This is a genomic window from Candidatus Pantoea bituminis, assembly GCF_018842675.1.
Lineage (GTDB): Bacteria > Pseudomonadota > Gammaproteobacteria > Enterobacterales > Enterobacteriaceae > Pantoea > Pantoea phytostimulans.
In genome coordinates this window covers 3,761,317-3,777,037 of the sequence record NZ_JAGTWO010000004.1, presented here as the reverse complement: position 1 = coordinate 3,777,037, position 15,721 = coordinate 3,761,317, and the positions used below count along the sequence as shown (strand labels likewise).

The following is a 15,721-nucleotide window of genomic DNA, read 5'->3' as shown; positions in this document are numbered from 1 at the left end:
GCCGCTCATCACCTCAATGGAAGAAAGAGATAATGTGGCCGAGAATAATGCCGACAATACCGAAGTCTGCATCACCAAACGTGGTGGAAGCGAAACCGAGATCGCCCATGAGCGGCAGCAAAATGGCGGGCAGGAATGAGATCAGTAACCCCTGAACGAAGGAGCCGATTACCGCACCACGGCGTCCACCGGTAATATTGCCGTACACGCCTGCAGTGGCTCCGCAGAAAAAGTGCGGAACAAGGCCGGGAACAATGACGCTCAAACCAAATAGCGGGCAGAGAAACATGCTGATCAGGCCAGCGGCAAAGCTACACAGAAAGCCAATAATCACGGCGTTTGGCGCAAACGGGAATACCGTTGGGCAATCCAGTGCGGGTTTCGCGTCTTTAACCAGTTTGTCAGCAATGCCTTTAAAGGCTGGCACGATTTCGGCAATTACCATGCGTACACCAGCAAGGATGATATAGACGCCTGCGGCAAAAGTGATTGACTGAATGATGGCGAAGACAATGAAGTTCTGCCCGTCACTGACTTGCGTTTCCGTGAACGTTTTGCCTGCCACCAGCACCAGCGCGATAAACAGAATCATCATGGTCAGCGAGATGGCAACGGAAGAGTCACGCAGGAAGTTCAGGGTTTTCGGTACTTTTAGCTCTTCAATGGAAGGGCTGCCTTTACCCACCACTTTGCCGACCAGCGCAGCCAGCAGATAGCCGCTTGAGCCAAAGTGACCCAGTGCCAAATCATCTGAATTGGTAATTTTACGCGTAAACGGCTGCAAAATGGCGGGAGAAACCACCATCATGGTGCCGAGAATCAGCGCACCTATAAACACCAGCCAGAAACCACTGATGCCGCCCACCGACAAAATCACCGCCAGCATCGCTGACATATATAAGGTGTGATGGCCGGTCAGGAAGATATATTTCAGCGGCGTAATGCGCGCCAGCAAAATGTTCACCAGCATACCGAATACCATGATCATTGCGGTTTCAGTGCCGTAATTCTTCTGCGCCAGCGCCGCCATTGCATCGGTATTTGGCACCACGCCCTGAATCGAGAAGGAGTGTTCAAACAGTTGGCTGAAAATGGTGAGCGTGGCGGCAATTAAATTGGCCCCGGCAATAAGAATAACAAAACCCATGATGGTTTTTAGGGTGCCTGAAATAACATCGCTGATCGGTTTCTTTTGCAATAATAAACCGATCAGTGAAAACAGGCCGACAAGTATTGCAGGTGTTCCAAGAACATCCTTAATAATAAATTGCAGCATAAGCGGCTCCATGCAATATCCATCATAATTTACGTTGCATGTGCATTGGCCTCGCCCATTTAGCGCATTAACACGTTTGTCTGTGTGATAAGCAGCGATGGGCTTGCCGAATTATTGCAGCGAAAAAGAGTCAGGATTTTGAAAATAAGGTAATTACAGGTTTTCAGCCAGGATCTCTTTAATACGTGCGTTATCCAATAAATTGGTTAAACCAAATAGGGGGCGCTGTGGCCTGCGAGTTGTTCGGCAATATCCTTGGCAGCAATAATCAGATCAGCCTGTTCTGATTTGGCCGAGGTTAAATCGGTATGGCTGACGTCAGCTTCTTTACCTAATTCCGCCACAATCTTTTTCACGTTCATTTCAACAATAAAGCTGCTGCCTAAACCGTTGCCACACACAATCAGTACTTTTTTCATGTTCGTTATCTCTGGTGATTTACGAGTGAATAACCGCCTGAATGGCGGGTAAGGTATTTGCCGACAACAGCTGTTGCAGGCGTGAATCATCGCTGAAGAGTTCAGCCAACGCGGTAATCATCTGGATATGCTCTTCGCCAGAGAAGGCGCACAGCATAATCACCACGTAGACAGGATCGTTTTCATCCGCATCAAAATTAACGCCGTTCTTCACATGCAGCAGCGACAGGCCATTTTTATGTGCGCCCTGTTCTGGTCGCGCATGCGGCATGGCTAATCCTGGCGTCAACACGTAATAGGGGCCGATTTCAGCATGTGACGTAAAGATAGCGTCGAGGTAAGCGGGCGTAATCGCGCCTTGTGCCAGCAGCGGTTCAGCAGATTTACGTACCGCGTCTTGCCAGTCGATAACATCGTCAACGATATGAATCGCATCAACGTTAAGCCATTGAGTAAGCATCTTGAGTTTCCGTTGGTGGCTGAATGACCTGCATTCTGGGTGATTTAGTGAACGACTTTCTGTGATGGTAGTCGCAAAAGTTAGCGCTAACACGAATATTGTTAAAAACTGTGTTATCGCTAACATTTTCTGTGATCGTGATTGCGTTGTTTGCAGCACGCTGACAGGCTGAGTTTTTCTGATTTCCTGTTACTCACTCAGGGATAACCAAAAGTGTGGCTTTTAACATGGCGCGACGCCCTAATTAATCTTAAGCTGCGTCCAGTTGAAAAAGGCTAGCCAGTCAGGAGAACGCATGGCAGAGAAGCGACGGCGCAGTACTGGCAAAAGTACGTTAGCCGATGTTGCCCGTTTAGTGGGTGTGAGTACGATGACCGCCTCGCGTGCGTTGCGCATGCCAGAAAAAGTCTCTGCTGATATCCGTGAAAAAATCGATGCGGCAGTAATTGAGTTGGGCTATGTGCCTAACGTGCAGGCACGTAATTTGGCTTCAGCATCCTCACGATTAGTCACGATGGTGGTGCCGTCTTTTGCCACGCCAGGCTGCGCGGCGGTATCCGAAGCCTTGCAGGAAGTGCTGCGTCCGCAGGGATACAACATGATGTTGGCTGAAGCGAACCATTCGGCGGCCGAAGAGAGCGAGCTGATAGAGATGCTGCTTTCCTACAACCCAGCGGCAATGGTGCACTTTAACTTTGATAACGCTTCTGACGCGCATCGGCTGCTGAGTAATTCCGGTTTGCCTGTGATTGATATTGGCGGTGTACATCATGATTCCACCGGGATCAGCGTCGGCGTTGATTACGCTAAAGCGATTCGCCAACTGGTGCAAAATCTGGTTGATCGCGGCTATCGCAACTTAGGTTTACTCTGCACCCAAACCAACAGTACCGTTTTCAGACAACTGCTAAATGGCTGGCACAGCGGAATGTTGGCGATGAATCAGGCACCGCATCGTGTTGTTACCTCACCGAAGCCGCCAACCTTCGCCACCGGGCACGCACTGCTGGCGGAGATTCGTTTGACGTGGCCTGAACTGGATGTGCTGATTTGCACCACTGAAGAGGTGGCTTGCGGCGCGATGATGGCTTGCCACGCGGCGGGCATCGCCATTCCCAGCCAGCTAGCGATCGCCAGTATTGGCGGCGGACAGTTATCTGCGGTCTGTTCGCCACCCCTGACCAGCGTAGCGCTGCCCTATGAAGAGATGGGGCGAATGGCGGGTAAGCGTCTGTTAGCTGCACTCAACGGCGACGAACCGCCCGTTTTCAATGAACTTCCCGTGACGCTAAAAATGCGCGCCAGTACCGGCAAGCCTTAAAAACAAGGGATTGCTTTTGCCAGCCCATTCAAATCCTTATGCTTAATGGGGCATTGATTACCCTTTTATGGATCATGAATTTAACTATAATGATTCGACTGCTTACGCGGCACGCTCACAATCAAGTGCTGCTCAAACACTAAATGGAGAGGAAGAACATGAGTTATTCACTGCCATCCCTGCCTTACGCATACGACGCACTGGAACCGCATTTCGACAAGCAGACGATGGAAATCCATCACACCAAACATCACCAGACTTATGTCAACAACGCCAACGCGGCGCTGGAAGGCACTGAATTTGCCGATCTGCCGGTGGATGAGCTGATCACTAAACTGGATCAGCTGCCAGCAGACAAAAAGGTCCACTGCGTAACAACGCAGGCGGCCACGCCAACCACAGCCTGTTCTGGAAAGGCCTGAAAATCGGCACCACGCTGCAGGGCGACCTGAAAGCCGCCATCGAAAAAGATTTCGGTAGCTTTGAAAAATTCCAGGAAGAATTCGAGAAAGCGGCAGCGACCCGTTTCGGTTCTGGCTGGGCGTGGCTGGTTAAGAAGGGTGATAAACTGGCTGTGGTTTCAACCGCAAACCAGGATAACCCACTGATGGGCGAAGCGGTTGCCGGCGTGTCTGGTTTCCCAATCATCGGTCTGGACGTGTGGGAACATGCGTACTACCTGAAGTATCAGAACAAACGTCCTGATTACATCAAAGCATTCTGGAACGTGGTTAACTGGGACGAAGCAGCAGCACGCTTCGCTTCAGCGAAGTAATTTAACCTTAGGTTAAATTCGCCATGATGAACCGGTGGAAGAAATTCCATCGGTTTTTTTATGTTCTTTATCGGGCTAAAGCCTGCCATAACCTCTGTGCATTGCATTTTACGCCGACAAAATGCCCATCCAATCCCGCTGCGCCAATTAAAGTCTTGTCCCGTCCCAACCGATAGAAGATTTCAGCAGCAACTATTATCCGCCTCAGTAAATTTTTGTGCGGAACTGCCAACACTATCCTCATCATGCAATTGAGCAACGGGACTTCAGATCATCATGATTAAGGCATTCAGACGACGTATCGAGAATTTACGAGTAGGGAAGAAGCTAGGCGTTGGCTTTGGATTGGTTTTGATTTTAGCCGCAGTCATTGCAGTGGCTGGCATCGACCAGTTTCGCGACATTCAGGACCGGAATGCGAAGATCAATTACAGTCTGGAGATTAGCGCTGCTGTTAACCAGGCATTGGCTGCGCAGCGCCATTATCAGGCTGATTACGCTGAAGAAAATATCGCGCAAAGCCAGAAGTATCTGCAACAAGGCCTGGCGTCTTTCAATGAAATGGAAAACACCTTGTACTGGAACGCGGAGATGCGTGCCTGGCTCGACACGTTTCCTGGCCTGGTCAAGGCGTATCAGCAATCACAGCAGCAGTTCGTTGCGGCTGTTAATGCACGCCAATCGATCAGAGAGAGTTGGAATTTGTCGAAAAGCGAAGCCGCTTTTCAGGACATAAAGCAGGAATTGAGCCTGGGCGCTGACTTGATGTTGCAGTTGCAGATGAGCAAGCTCGATCACGCGTTGCTTGATGTCCACTATACGGTGCGCGGTGTTGCGGCCGACCCAAATGAAAACAGCGCTGCGAGGCTTTCCACTGCAGCCGATAACGCCGCCGTGATGCTGGACACGTTTGCCAGCCTGGTCACACCGCAGCAGGAGCAGGCGCTGCAGCCGCTGAAAAGTCAGCTCATTCGCTATAAAAAAGCGTTCTCTCCTATGTTCCTGCTTCTGCTCAGCAGCAAAAAGCCGCAGCGGACATGTCGCAGCAGGCGAAAAAGATGAACGATTTAGTCGAGCAACTGGTGAAGCGGGAAGTGGACATCGCCTCCAGCAGCGTTAAAAAAGGCATCAATATGATGGTATTGGTGGCGTTAATTGCTTTGCTGATCGGCTGTATCATCGCTTTTTGGATCTCCCGTCAAATTACCCGGCCGCTGCGCGATACGTTGCAGGCAACCCAGCGCATTGCCGAAGGCGATTTAACCCAGCAACTCACCACCGATCGACGTGATGAGTTAGGATTGCTGCTCGCCGCCGTAGGTGCGATGGGAGACAGTTTGCGCACCATGATCGGTGAGATTCGCTCGGGTGTATTGGAGGTGTCTCACGCTGCAACGGAAATCAGCGCGGGCAATATTGATCTCTCTTCGCGTACCGAAGAGCAGGCCGCGGCTGTGGAACAAACCGCTGCCAGCATGGAACAGCTGAGCTCAACGGTGAAACAAAATGCTGATAATGCTCATCAGGCCAGCAAATTAGCGGCAGAAGCGTCAGACACGGCGCAAACCGGTGGGCGTCAGGTGGCGGCGGTTGTCGAAACCATGCAGCAAATTACCCAAAGTTCGAAACGTATTGCTGATATCACCAGCGTTATCAATGGCATCGCTTTCCAGACCAATATTTTAGCGTTAAACGCAGCGGTTGAAGCTGCGCGCGCAGGCGAGCAAGGGCGTGGATTTGCCGTGGTGGCCAGCGAAGTCCGTAATCTCGCCCAGCGTTCAGCCCAGGCGGCAAAAGAGATTGAAGCGTTAATCGCCGAGTCGGTTGAACGGGTTAATAGCGGTGAGAAATTGGTAGAAAGCACCGGTAGCACCATGCAAACCATCGTGACGTCGGTAAGTCACGTGCGTGACATCATGGGTGAAATCGCGTCTGCCTCTGATGAGCAGAGCCGGGGAATCAGTCAGGTTTCGCAAGCGGTAGTGGAAATGGACAACACCACGCAGCAGAACGCCGCTTTAGTCGAGCAATCGGCGGCTGCGGCCAGTTCGCTGGAAGATCAGGCTGCGGCATTGGCGCGTGCAGTTTCTGTTTTTCGCCTAACAGAGCAGCCAGAACCGGTATCCGCACCGCGCAAGATCGCTACCCCGATATTAAAGCGAGCACCCGCTTTGCCTGCGCACGTCGCCGCTGATGAAGGTTGGGAACAATTCTAATTTTATAAACTAAACGTAAACAAAAGGGAGAATCTTACTTCTCCCTTATTAACTTCGCCTGGCATTAACTCGCCGTTGATAATTCTCGCCGTACTCTTAGCGACATTGCCATTTAAAGGTGTGACGCTACCATGTCTATTATTACCACGCATGAGGCGAATAAAAGTTCGTCCGCTTCGCTGTTTTTTCCGTTAATCAGTGGGAAATATATTCCAAATAAACTGTGGCTGAGTAAACGCTTCCGTTTTAAATTTGCCTTAAGGTCGTTAATTTCACCGATAACAACGTTACGTTATTTACATCAGCTTTCACATTTGCCACAGATCGATCAGATGATGAACCTGCAAGGCCTGTTGCCCGCTAAGCTGCATCGTCCTTATTTGCGGGCGGGATTCAGCGTGGCGGCGCGTGCGCAGGCTATCCTTGATCATTATCAGTTTATTGAACAGCTGAAAAATATGCCATTGCGTCAGCTGCTGCAAAGTGCCGGAGATAATGTTATCGCGACGTTTTTGGGCAAAACTGGCGAGACGTTTTTAATGACTTGTAGCCCAGGTTATTACGATCGTGAAGGTGAAGTCACGCTAGTGTTGCGCTATCAACAGCAGGTGATTGCCTCGCTCTCGTTTTCAATTATTAATGAAAATCAACAGCGAACCTTATTAATTGGCGGGTTGCAAGGCCCACGAAAAAATATCAGTAATGAGGTTATTCGTGAGGCGACTAAAGCGGCACACGGCGTATTTCCTAAACGTTTATTAATGGAGGCGGTGTTTATTTTTGCAGAACAATGTGAGGCGAATAAAATAGCCGCTGTCGGAGAAAATACGCATGTCTTTAGCAGTATGCGTTACCGTCACAGCAAAAGTGGCCATTTTTTTGCCAGCTACAGTGAGTTTTGGTTATCACTCAATGGCGAGGCGCGCGCAGATGGCTTGTTCACGCTGCCGTTAAACTTGCCGCGTAAATCTTTAGAAGATATTGCCAGTAAGAAACGTGCCGAATATCGCCGTCGCTACGAACTGTTAGATGGTCTGGCGGTGCAGGTTTATGCCGCCGCCGGACAGTGCAAAGTCGATCAGGCCGCAGCCTGATCCAAACTCAGAACGCGTTTTTAGCGAAACCTGTCATGACTTTCAGGTCCATTTCACGTCCCAGCGCGGTCATTGGATGCACCACAACCAGGCCGCGCACGCTTTTCTTCAGCGCGCCTAAGTTCGCCTGCTCTTTCTTGGTAATTTCGCGGCTGAACGGCAGCTTTTGCAGCTTCTGTGCTTCCACACTCAGCTTCTCGACGCGCTGGTTACGCAGACGCTCGATCTCAATAACCAGGGTTTCTTTCTCTTTTAACAGCGCACCCAGCTTCTCTATATCACCCGATTCCAGCAGCAGCGGCTCTTTACGGTTCAGGGCGTCCAGCTGATCGCTGAGGCGTTTGATTTCGTTCTTTTCTAGCTCTTTCATGACCACAACTCGTTGAGGAAAACAGGCAAAGGATACACCAAATTCGGCGCATATTCTCGGTGAGGTTAGGGTGATAACAGGCGGCAATGCGCCTGTTGAGGTTTAGCCGTTGGGCTTTTTAAACGCCTGCTTCAGGCTGATGCGGGAAATCAGCTCGGTGAGCGACAGCACCATGGTGGAACGCACCATCTGTAAATAGCGCTGCTGCTGCATGGCGCGAAGCTCCGCGTCATCGGGATGAAAGGCCGGTACGGGCGGCCACGCCGTTACGCAATGCAGCTCGCCAAAAGGGCCGAGAATCTCATCGTCAGTGAAGCGATAATCACCCATGTCGTGATTCAGCTCTTCACGTAAGGCGATCAGCAGTTCACAATCTTCATACTCATGGCGATTGATCACGCCAAGGCCGTAAATCAACTTGAGCCGCACCGGCAACTCACCCAGCGGACCATTGCCGAGCAGCAACGGTTCAACTGCGTATTTTACGGCGTAGTCGTCTTTACGAAATACCTGTAATACCAGCAGATTAACCGCTTCGGCCAACAGCTCGACAGCGGCGATCAGAAAGCTTCTCACCGAGCGACCGGCGTTCAGGCGCTCTAGCACCCGGTTTTCAAAAGCTTGCTTCTCTTCCATTATTGCCTGCATGGGTTCAATACTGCTGTTGGGCGCAGGCGAACTGCGCCCGACTTGCTTCGCTAACACGCGTGCATCATGCCATAGCGTTATAGGCGCTCACCACCGAAGCCACCACTTCGCTGTCGGCCTCAAGGCCTGAAATCTCTGCCAGCGTAGTTTGCGGACCTTTCTCCTGCAACAGCGCGGTTAATTCTTGCGCCTGCGGATCTTGCTCGCTGCGATAGTGCATGGCAGCAGCAATGCCCTGAACCAGATTGGTGTGCGGCAGTTGATATTCCAGCGTGCCCAGTGTGGGCTTGATCAAACGATCGCCTGCGCTTAGTTTACGCAGCGGTTGGCGACCTACGCGTTCAACATCATCTTTCAGATAAGGATTTTCGAAACGCCCAAGAATTTTCTGGATATAAGCGGCATGTTTGTCGGCTTCAAAACCGTAACGCTTGATCAGCACCGCACCGCTCTCTTCCATCGCACCTTTCACCACGGCGCGAATTTTTTCATCCAGAATGGCATCGCGAATAGTTTGGTGGCCGGCTAACTGGCCGAGATAGGCGGTAATCGCATGTCCGGTATTCAGGGTAAAGAGTTTGCGCTCGACAAATGCCATCAAGTTGTCGGTCAGTTCCATACCGGGAATAGTAGGCAGATCGCCTTTGAACTGGGTTTTATCAACAATCCACTCGCTGAAGGTTTCAACGGTGACTTCCAGGGGATCGTTGCTGCCCGCTTCTGAAGGCGGCACGATGCGGTCTACCGCAGAATCCACGAAGCCGACATGCTGCTCCAGCCATGCATGATATTGCTCTGGCAGCGCCTTGAGCACATGCTGTTTCAGCTGGCTGGTGCCGCGCACCATATTTTCACAGGCGATAATGTTTAATGGACGGGTATTACCGTTGTCGCTGCGCTTGGCCAGGCCTTTCGCTACGCTGCCGGCGATACGCTCCAGAATCTGTGGGCCAACCGCCGTGGTAACGATATCAACCTCTGAAATCAGCGTAATGATCTCATCACTGGTGCTGTTGACCGCGCTTACGCCCTTGACGATTTCGACTTTAGCCTGCTCGCCTACAACATGAACGGGATACTCATGACGCGCGTTTAGTGCATCCAGCACCGCCTGATTCACATCTGCAAACACCAAGTCGATGCCTGCATCAGCTAACAGTTTGCCAATGAAACCACGGCCAATGTTTCCTGCTCCAAAATGTAACGCTTTCATAATGTTGACCCATTTAAAAGACGATGGGGCGAGCATGTCCACCCGGAATTCGGGGCGGGCTTACCCACCCCAGGGAAAATAATCTGTCAGAACGCTGCGCTAACTATACGGTTGCCGTGCTGCCGGAAAGCAGATCCAACACTTCCTGGACGCTGGTCGTGTTGGCCAGCTTCTCGATCACCGTGTCGTCGTCCAGCGCATTGGTCAGGCTGGTAATCACCTGGATGTGCTCGTTATTGCGGGCTGCAATGCCGATGACTAAACGCGCAATATCTTCTGGCTCTTCACCAAACAGCACACCCGCCGGATATTGGCAGAACACTACACCGGTTTTCAGTACGCGATCTTTGGCTTCCACGGTACCGTGCGGCACCGCAATAGATTCACCCAGATAGGTTGGCGTCAGTTTCTCACGCTCCAGCATCGCTTCAACATATTCAGGCTCAACATAACCGCCTTTCACCAGCTGTTCACCCGCAAAGCGAATGGCCTGCTCTTTGTTGGTCGCGCTTTTGCCAAGGAACACGTTGTCTGCGCCCAGTTTGAACAGATGCGCATTGCCTTCATCGTAGCTATCAGCCAACGTTTTTTGCACAGTACCGCGATGGGTTTCGCTGCGATTAGCTGCAACCAATCGCTCAGTCAGCGTGGCGTACAGCGCGCTGTCGAGGAAGTTATTCAGCGAGATATGCTGCGCATGCGGCGCCTGACGAATGGCACGTTCAGTTAGATCGCGGTGAGTAATCACCAGATCCACATCGCCCGGCAGGGCGTTGATCGCGGTATTCGTTACCGACACACTGCTCAGGCCAGCGTCCTGCACTTTCTTACGCAGTACACCTGCGCCCATGGCGCTTGAACCCATTCCCGCATCACAAGCGACAATGATTTTACGTACGTGGTTCAGGTCAACGCTCATGGCATCGCTCGCGACAGCCGCTCCGGCTGCACCCGCAGCGCCCTGGCCTTTAGACTGCGCTTTCATGTCCTGCATGCGCTGGGTTGCCGCTTCAATGTCGTCGTCTTCTTTCACTTTGCTGGTTTTCAGCAGAATGGCCGATACCACGAAGGAAACAGCAAAGGCAGCAACGATCGCAGCGATGTTAGCGAAGTAGGCTCCTTTTGGCGTCATGGCTAACACCGCCAGGATAGAACCGGGTGAGGCGGGAGAAACCAAACCGCCATTCAGCAGAGTCAGCGTGAACACGCCAGTCATACCGCCGAGGATGACCGCTAACAGCAGGCGCGGCGCCATCAACACATACGGGAAGTAAATTTCGTGGATACCACCGAAGAAGTGGATGATTGCCGCACCGCCCGCAGACTGTTTAGCACTGCCACGACCAAAGAACATGTAAGCCATAAGCACACCCATTCCTGGGCCTGGGTTCGCTTCAATCAGGAAGAAAATAGACTTACCGGCTTCACTGGCCTGCTGGATACCCAGCGGCGAGAAAATACCGTGGTTAATCGCGTTATTGAGGAACAGGATTTTCGCCGGCTCAACAAAGATGGAGGTCAGCGGTAGCAGGTTATTCTGCACCATCAGATTCACGCCAGCGGCGAGAATATGCGACAGACCTTCAACCAACGGACCAATAGCCATAAACGCCAGCAGCGCCAACAACATACCGATGATACCGGCAGAGAAGTTGTTAACCAGCATTTCAAAGCCGCTTTTGATCTTACCGTCAATGGCGCGGTCGAATGATTTGATCGCCCAGCCGCCCAGTGGACCGGCAATCATTGAGCCGAGGAACATCGGCATATCCGCACCAACAATCACGCCCATGGTGGTAATTGCACCGACCACACCGCCGCGATCGCCGCCAACCAAGCGTCCACCGGTAAAACCGATCAACAGTGGCAGCAGATAGGTGATCATTGGGCCAACCAGCTTGGCCAACGTTTCGTTTGGAATCCAACCTGTTGGAATAAACAGCGCGGTGATGATGCCCCAGGCGATAAACGCCCCGATGTTTGGCATCACCATATTACTCAGAAAGCGACCAAAGCTTTGTACTTTGACCTTCACCGATGAGGACATAAACCCACCCCTTATTGAGACGCGCTGCAATAGGAGAGCGCGTTTGTTTTTGTTAAGTGACCACGGCGGGGAGCCGTTGGTATTACTGTATGCACGCGGACTCTATCACGCGAATATGACGCTGCGTAGCACAGGGGAAAAGTGTGATTCATATCACGCAATTACGGTGGCGTCAGGGGTGATTTAAGTGATGGCGATCACAAAAAAGTGCTGTAAGAAAAGTACGATGGCGATTATTTGAACGGAAACAGGGTCGTTATGTGAGTTGTGTCACCTTTTGGGTGGTACGGTTTGTTGCTGTTATGTGATTCAGATCACAAACAATCGTTGGTCGAAAATGCGTCAGTTCACACTTTGTGGGGGAGTCATTTTGAAGAGAGGAATTTGGAAAGAAAGGACAGAAAAGAGAGCAGGGCAAACCTCAAGATTTGCCCTGCTTGATATCTTATTGCGGGCTGCCCTGCACAGCATTTTGTGCCTGGGTCAGTGCTTGTGCATTCGCTGACAAATTGCTCATTAATGTATTGTATTGCGTGGCCTGATCCTGCGTTGGGAACTGGACGCCGCCATCGTTGAAGCTCACGCGATTACCTTGTGTCTGCAAGAAGTCACCGGTTTGCACCGCGCCCTGGCTCAACGCTTGCAGTTTCGGCAGTAACGGAATCAGCACATTAGCGGGCTGCGTTACCACTTTGTCATAAGCGCTGTCGTAAACTTTCTTCAAGTCGTCCGACTGTTTCAGCGAGGCTTTGCTGCTGTCAGCTTGCATCTTAGCGCTTTCAATCTGCTGCGTAACAATCACTAACGCGCTGTTAGCCTGACGCAACGAATCACGGCGAGTGAGATAATCTTGCGGCACGCGAATCGCAGATAACTCATCAACCACGGGGCGCATGCCTTGTTCAACCGCTTTGTTCGCCTGCTGAGAGAAACCATAAATGATGGCGTAATCGCTCGCGAATTTACCGAAGGTCTGCTTTTGGTTTTCGCTCAGGCTCGGTAAGTGCTCACCGCTGCGCATCACGGTATTTTGGAGAAAATCGCTGAAGGCTTTGCGCTGATCGCCTTCTTTATCACCACATGCGGTGAGTTGCAGCACGATAAGCGCGCCAGCAAGCATTATGCCGCTGCGCGTCCAAAGGCGGGAAAGTCCTGAAGCCATTCGTTCAACTCCTGTCAGTAAACGGGCTGATGTCTATGTAACAATGGCCTAAAGAATAGAACAAACAAGGGAGCGCACACAACGTGAAACCCGCGCGGTTGATCAGGAGAGAGCCACACTTCATCCCTTCCTTGTCTAATGCGCAAAGGAAGGGATGCTTAAGGTGCTTAATAATCAGCGTTAAAGATGCAATGCTGGGCGCTTTTCAGAGCAGCACACCAGACGATTAATAAACCAGCGCTTGACCATCTTTACGGCTTTCGGTTGCGGCAATATAGAAACCTTGCGGATCGCGCACAATCACTTGCGCACCGCCAAAGTTATAGCTGCTCAGCGGATCTTCCAGCACCACGTTGTGTCCCATGCGGCGTAGCGTACTTAACGTATTGCGATCGATGGTCGATTCAAACACCACTTCACGCCCTTGCACCACACGCCAGCGCGGCGCATCAATCGCGGCCTGCGGGTTTTGTTTATGTTTCATAATGCGTAACGCCAGTTGCAGATGTCCTTGTGCCTGCATCGGTCCACCCATCAGACCGAATGACATCAGCGGTTGGCCCTCAGCATCCAGCGCAAAGGCGGGAATGATGGTGTGGAACGGACGTTTATTTCCTGCCACCACATTAGGATGATCGGCATCCAGCGAGAAGCCTGCGCCACGGTTTTGTAGGCTAATGCCGGTTCCCGGCACGACTACACCTGAACCGAATCCCATGTAGTTTGACTGAATAAACGACACCATCATGCCGCTGGCGTCGGCGGTTGAGAGATAAACCGTGCCGCTCTGCTGCGGTGATCCAAAGGTGAAGTCACCCGCTTGCCTTGGATTAATCAACGCCGCACGCTGTTTAAGATAACCTTCGCTTAACAGCAAATCGGCTGGGAATTCGAGGTGATCTTCATCAGTGACGTAACGCTCTAAATCCACCAATGCCAGCTTCATCGCTTCAATGGAAAGATGCAGCCACTGCGGCGAATCGGGGGCATATTGTCCAATATCCCACTCTTCCAAAATGCCGAGCGCGATCAGTGTCGCAATGCCCTGGCCGTTTGGCGGCAGTTCCTGTACAGAACCGCCAGCAAAGGGATGCGACAGCAGCTTCACCCAATCAGCACGATGATTTTTTAAATCTTCCAGCGTCAGCGCGGCGTTGTGCTCGCGGGCAAAAGCAGCAATCTTTTCCGCCAGCTCACCGCGATAAAAACTTTCACCGTTGCTTTCGGCGATCTTTTGCAGCGTCTCAGCTTGTGCTGGATTACGGAACAGCTCACCGATGCGCGGCGGGCGGCCTTCCGGGGCAAAACACGCGGTGAAGCCTGGCTGGTCTTTCAGTTTTTTGTAGCCGCGCTGCCACAGCTGACCAATCAGCGGCGAGACCGGAAAACCGTCGCGCGCGTATTCAATTGCCGGTTGTGCCAGTGTGGTCAGCGGCAAGGTGCCAAAACGTTCAGCCAGCGTAACCCAAGCCGAAACAGCGCCGGGCACGGTGACGGCATCCCAGCCGGTTTCGGGCATTTGGCTGTGACCCGCAAATCGTTCTGGGCTCCACGCCGCTGGAGCGCGTCCTGATGCGTTTAATCCGTGCAGCTCTTTGCCGTCCCAGATAATCGCGAAGGCGTCGCTGCCAATGCCGTTGCCGGTTGGCTCCAGCACCGTCAACGCAATGGCGGTGGCGATCGCGGCATCGACTGCGTTGCCGCCTTGCTGCAACATGCGAATACCCGCTTGCGCCGCTAGCGGCTGCGAAGTGGCAACCGCATTGCGGCCCATCATTGGGGCGCGATGAGAGGGATAGCTGACATCAAAATCTAATGCTTCTTTCATAATGATTCCTTTTATTCAGTCGTTACGCGGATCAAGCGCATCGCGCAATCCGTCGCCGAGCAGGTTAAAGCCCTGCACGATCAGAAAGATGGCAAGCCCAGGGAAAATCGACATCCACGGCGCTTGCTCCAGATAGCCTTTGGCAGTGTTGAGCATCGCACCCCACGAAGGCGAGGGCGGTTGTTGTCCCAGCCCGAGAAAGGAGAGGCTGGCTTCAGTAATAATGGCGGAGGCGATGGCTAAGGTAGCCTGCACCAAAATCGGTGACATAACGTTAGGCAGCACGTAGCGCAGGATAATCCAGCGATCCGGCAAACCAATCGCTCGCGCGCCGTCGATATACTCTTCATGACGAATGGCGATCACCTGACCCCGCGTCAGACGGGCAAAGATCGGCATCGCCGACAAGCCAATGGCGATCATCGCATTAGTCAAACTCGGCCCAAGAAACGCGCCCAGCGCAATGGCCAGAATCAAGAACGGACAGGCCAGCAGCGCTTCGATAAAGCGTGAAATAATGCCGTCACACCAGCCTTGCCAGTAACCCGCGATCAGCCCAAGCGGCACGCCAATCAAAATAGCGATCAGCACCGAAATACAGCCCGCCAGCAATGAGGTACGTGCGCCCCAAATCATACGCGACAGAATATCGCGGCCCAATTCATCGGTGCCAAGCCAAAACAGTTCCGACGGCGGTTTGCGCACCGCCAGAAAGTTCGCCTTGATCGGATCGGCGGGTGCCAGCCACGGCGCGAAAATGGCTATCGCGACAAACAGCGTGACGATCACCGCGCCAATCAGCGCGCTTTTGTTACGCAGAAACTTCTTCAGCACCCGGCTGTTAGCACGTAGCAGCGGTTTTGCGGCGCCTGCCGTCAGCACTTCGCTCATG

13 protein-coding genes and 2 pseudogenes are annotated in these 15,721 nt (G+C 52.2%); 5 read left to right on the top strand and 10 right to left on the bottom strand.

What is annotated here, in order from left to right; genetic code table 11:
• Window positions 1–13: 13 nt before the first annotated feature.
• The 3 genes and pseudogenes from ulaA to KQP84_RS21430 all read right to left on the bottom strand — a co-directional run bounded on the left by ulaA (window position 14) and on the right by KQP84_RS21430 (window position 2,155).
• A complete protein-coding gene (gene ulaA, locus KQP84_RS21440; protein ID WP_215848041.1) occupies window positions 14–1,276 on the bottom strand; it encodes a PTS ascorbate transporter subunit IIC in 1,263 nt (420 codons plus the stop codon).
• Window positions 1,277–1,429: 153 nt separating this feature from the next.
• Window positions 1,430–1,695, bottom strand: a pseudogene (locus KQP84_RS21435) (PTS sugar transporter subunit IIB).
• A 19-nt stretch (window positions 1,696–1,714) separates the two neighbouring features.
• Window positions 1,715–2,155, bottom strand: a complete 441-nt coding sequence (locus KQP84_RS21430; RefSeq protein ID WP_215848040.1) for a PTS sugar transporter subunit IIA — start codon at window positions 2,153–2,155, stop codon at window positions 1,715–1,717.
• A 295-nt stretch (window positions 2,156–2,450) separates the two neighbouring features.
• Here KQP84_RS21430 and KQP84_RS21425 point away from each other — a divergent pair, with 295 nt between their 5' ends.
• From KQP84_RS21425 to KQP84_RS21405, 5 genes and pseudogenes are all read left to right on the top strand, one after another.
• Window positions 2,451–3,476 (top strand): LacI family DNA-binding transcriptional regulator, encoded by a 1,026-nt coding sequence (locus KQP84_RS21425; protein ID WP_215848039.1) that lies wholly within the window; start codon window positions 2,451–2,453, stop codon window positions 3,474–3,476.
• 158 nt (window positions 3,477–3,634) lie between these two features.
• Window positions 3,635–4,251, top strand: a pseudogene (gene sodA / locus KQP84_RS21420) (superoxide dismutase [Mn]).
• Window positions 4,252–4,527: 276 nt separating this feature from the next.
• On the top strand, window positions 4,528–5,313 hold the full coding sequence (locus KQP84_RS26430; RefSeq protein WP_215848038.1) for a methyl-accepting chemotaxis protein: 786 nt from the start codon (window positions 4,528–4,530) through the stop codon (window positions 5,311–5,313).
• Window positions 5,310–6,467, top strand: a complete 1,158-nt coding sequence (locus tag KQP84_RS26425) for a methyl-accepting chemotaxis protein (protein ID WP_305798595.1) — start codon at window positions 5,310–5,312, stop codon at window positions 6,465–6,467. The genes KQP84_RS26430 and KQP84_RS26425 overlap by 4 nt, the downstream gene beginning before the upstream one ends.
• Window positions 6,468–6,598: 131 nt before the next feature.
• Window positions 6,599–7,561 carry a VirK/YbjX family protein gene (locus tag KQP84_RS21405; protein WP_215848036.1) on the top strand — a complete coding sequence of 321 codons (963 nt, stop codon included), beginning with the start codon at window positions 6,599–6,601 and terminating at the stop codon, window positions 7,559–7,561.
• Between the two features lie 7 nt (window positions 7,562–7,568).
• Here KQP84_RS21405 and KQP84_RS21400 read toward each other — a convergent pair whose 3' ends face one another.
• The 7 genes from KQP84_RS21400 to KQP84_RS21370 all read right to left on the bottom strand — a co-directional run bounded on the left by KQP84_RS21400 (window position 7,569) and on the right by KQP84_RS21370 (window position 15,720).
• Window positions 7,569–7,931: a YibL family ribosome-associated protein gene (locus KQP84_RS21400; protein ID WP_215848035.1), complete on the bottom strand. Its 363-nt coding sequence runs from the start codon at window positions 7,929–7,931 to the stop codon at window positions 7,569–7,571.
• 102 nt (window positions 7,932–8,033) lie between these two features.
• Window positions 8,034–8,579: a mannitol operon repressor MtlR gene (mtlR, locus tag KQP84_RS21395; RefSeq protein WP_215848364.1), complete on the bottom strand. Its 546-nt coding sequence runs from the start codon at window positions 8,577–8,579 to the stop codon at window positions 8,034–8,036.
• Window positions 8,580–8,643: 64 nt separating this feature from the next.
• A complete protein-coding gene (gene mtlD / locus KQP84_RS21390) occupies window positions 8,644–9,792 on the bottom strand; it encodes a mannitol-1-phosphate 5-dehydrogenase (RefSeq protein ID WP_215848034.1) in 1,149 nt (382 codons plus the stop codon).
• Between the two features lie 103 nt (window positions 9,793–9,895).
• The gene (locus KQP84_RS21385; protein WP_215848033.1) at window positions 9,896–11,839 is read right to left on the bottom strand and encodes a PTS mannitol transporter subunit IICBA; all 1,944 of its coding nucleotides are present in this window, start codon (window positions 11,837–11,839) and stop codon (window positions 9,896–9,898) included.
• A gap of 445 nt (window positions 11,840–12,284) precedes the next feature.
• Window positions 12,285–13,001 carry a DUF3053 domain-containing protein gene (locus KQP84_RS21380; protein WP_215848032.1) on the bottom strand — a complete coding sequence of 239 codons (717 nt, stop codon included), beginning with the start codon at window positions 12,999–13,001 and terminating at the stop codon, window positions 12,285–12,287.
• A gap of 226 nt (window positions 13,002–13,227) precedes the next feature.
• Window positions 13,228–14,829 (bottom strand): gamma-glutamyltransferase family protein, encoded by a 1,602-nt coding sequence (locus tag KQP84_RS21375; protein WP_215848031.1) that lies wholly within the window; start codon window positions 14,827–14,829, stop codon window positions 13,228–13,230.
• A 15-nt stretch (window positions 14,830–14,844) separates the two neighbouring features.
• Window positions 14,845–15,720, bottom strand: coding sequence for an ABC transporter permease (locus KQP84_RS21370; protein ID WP_215848030.1), 876 nt, complete (start codon window positions 15,718–15,720; stop codon window positions 14,845–14,847).
• Between the last annotated feature and the right edge of the window lies 1 nt (window position 15,721).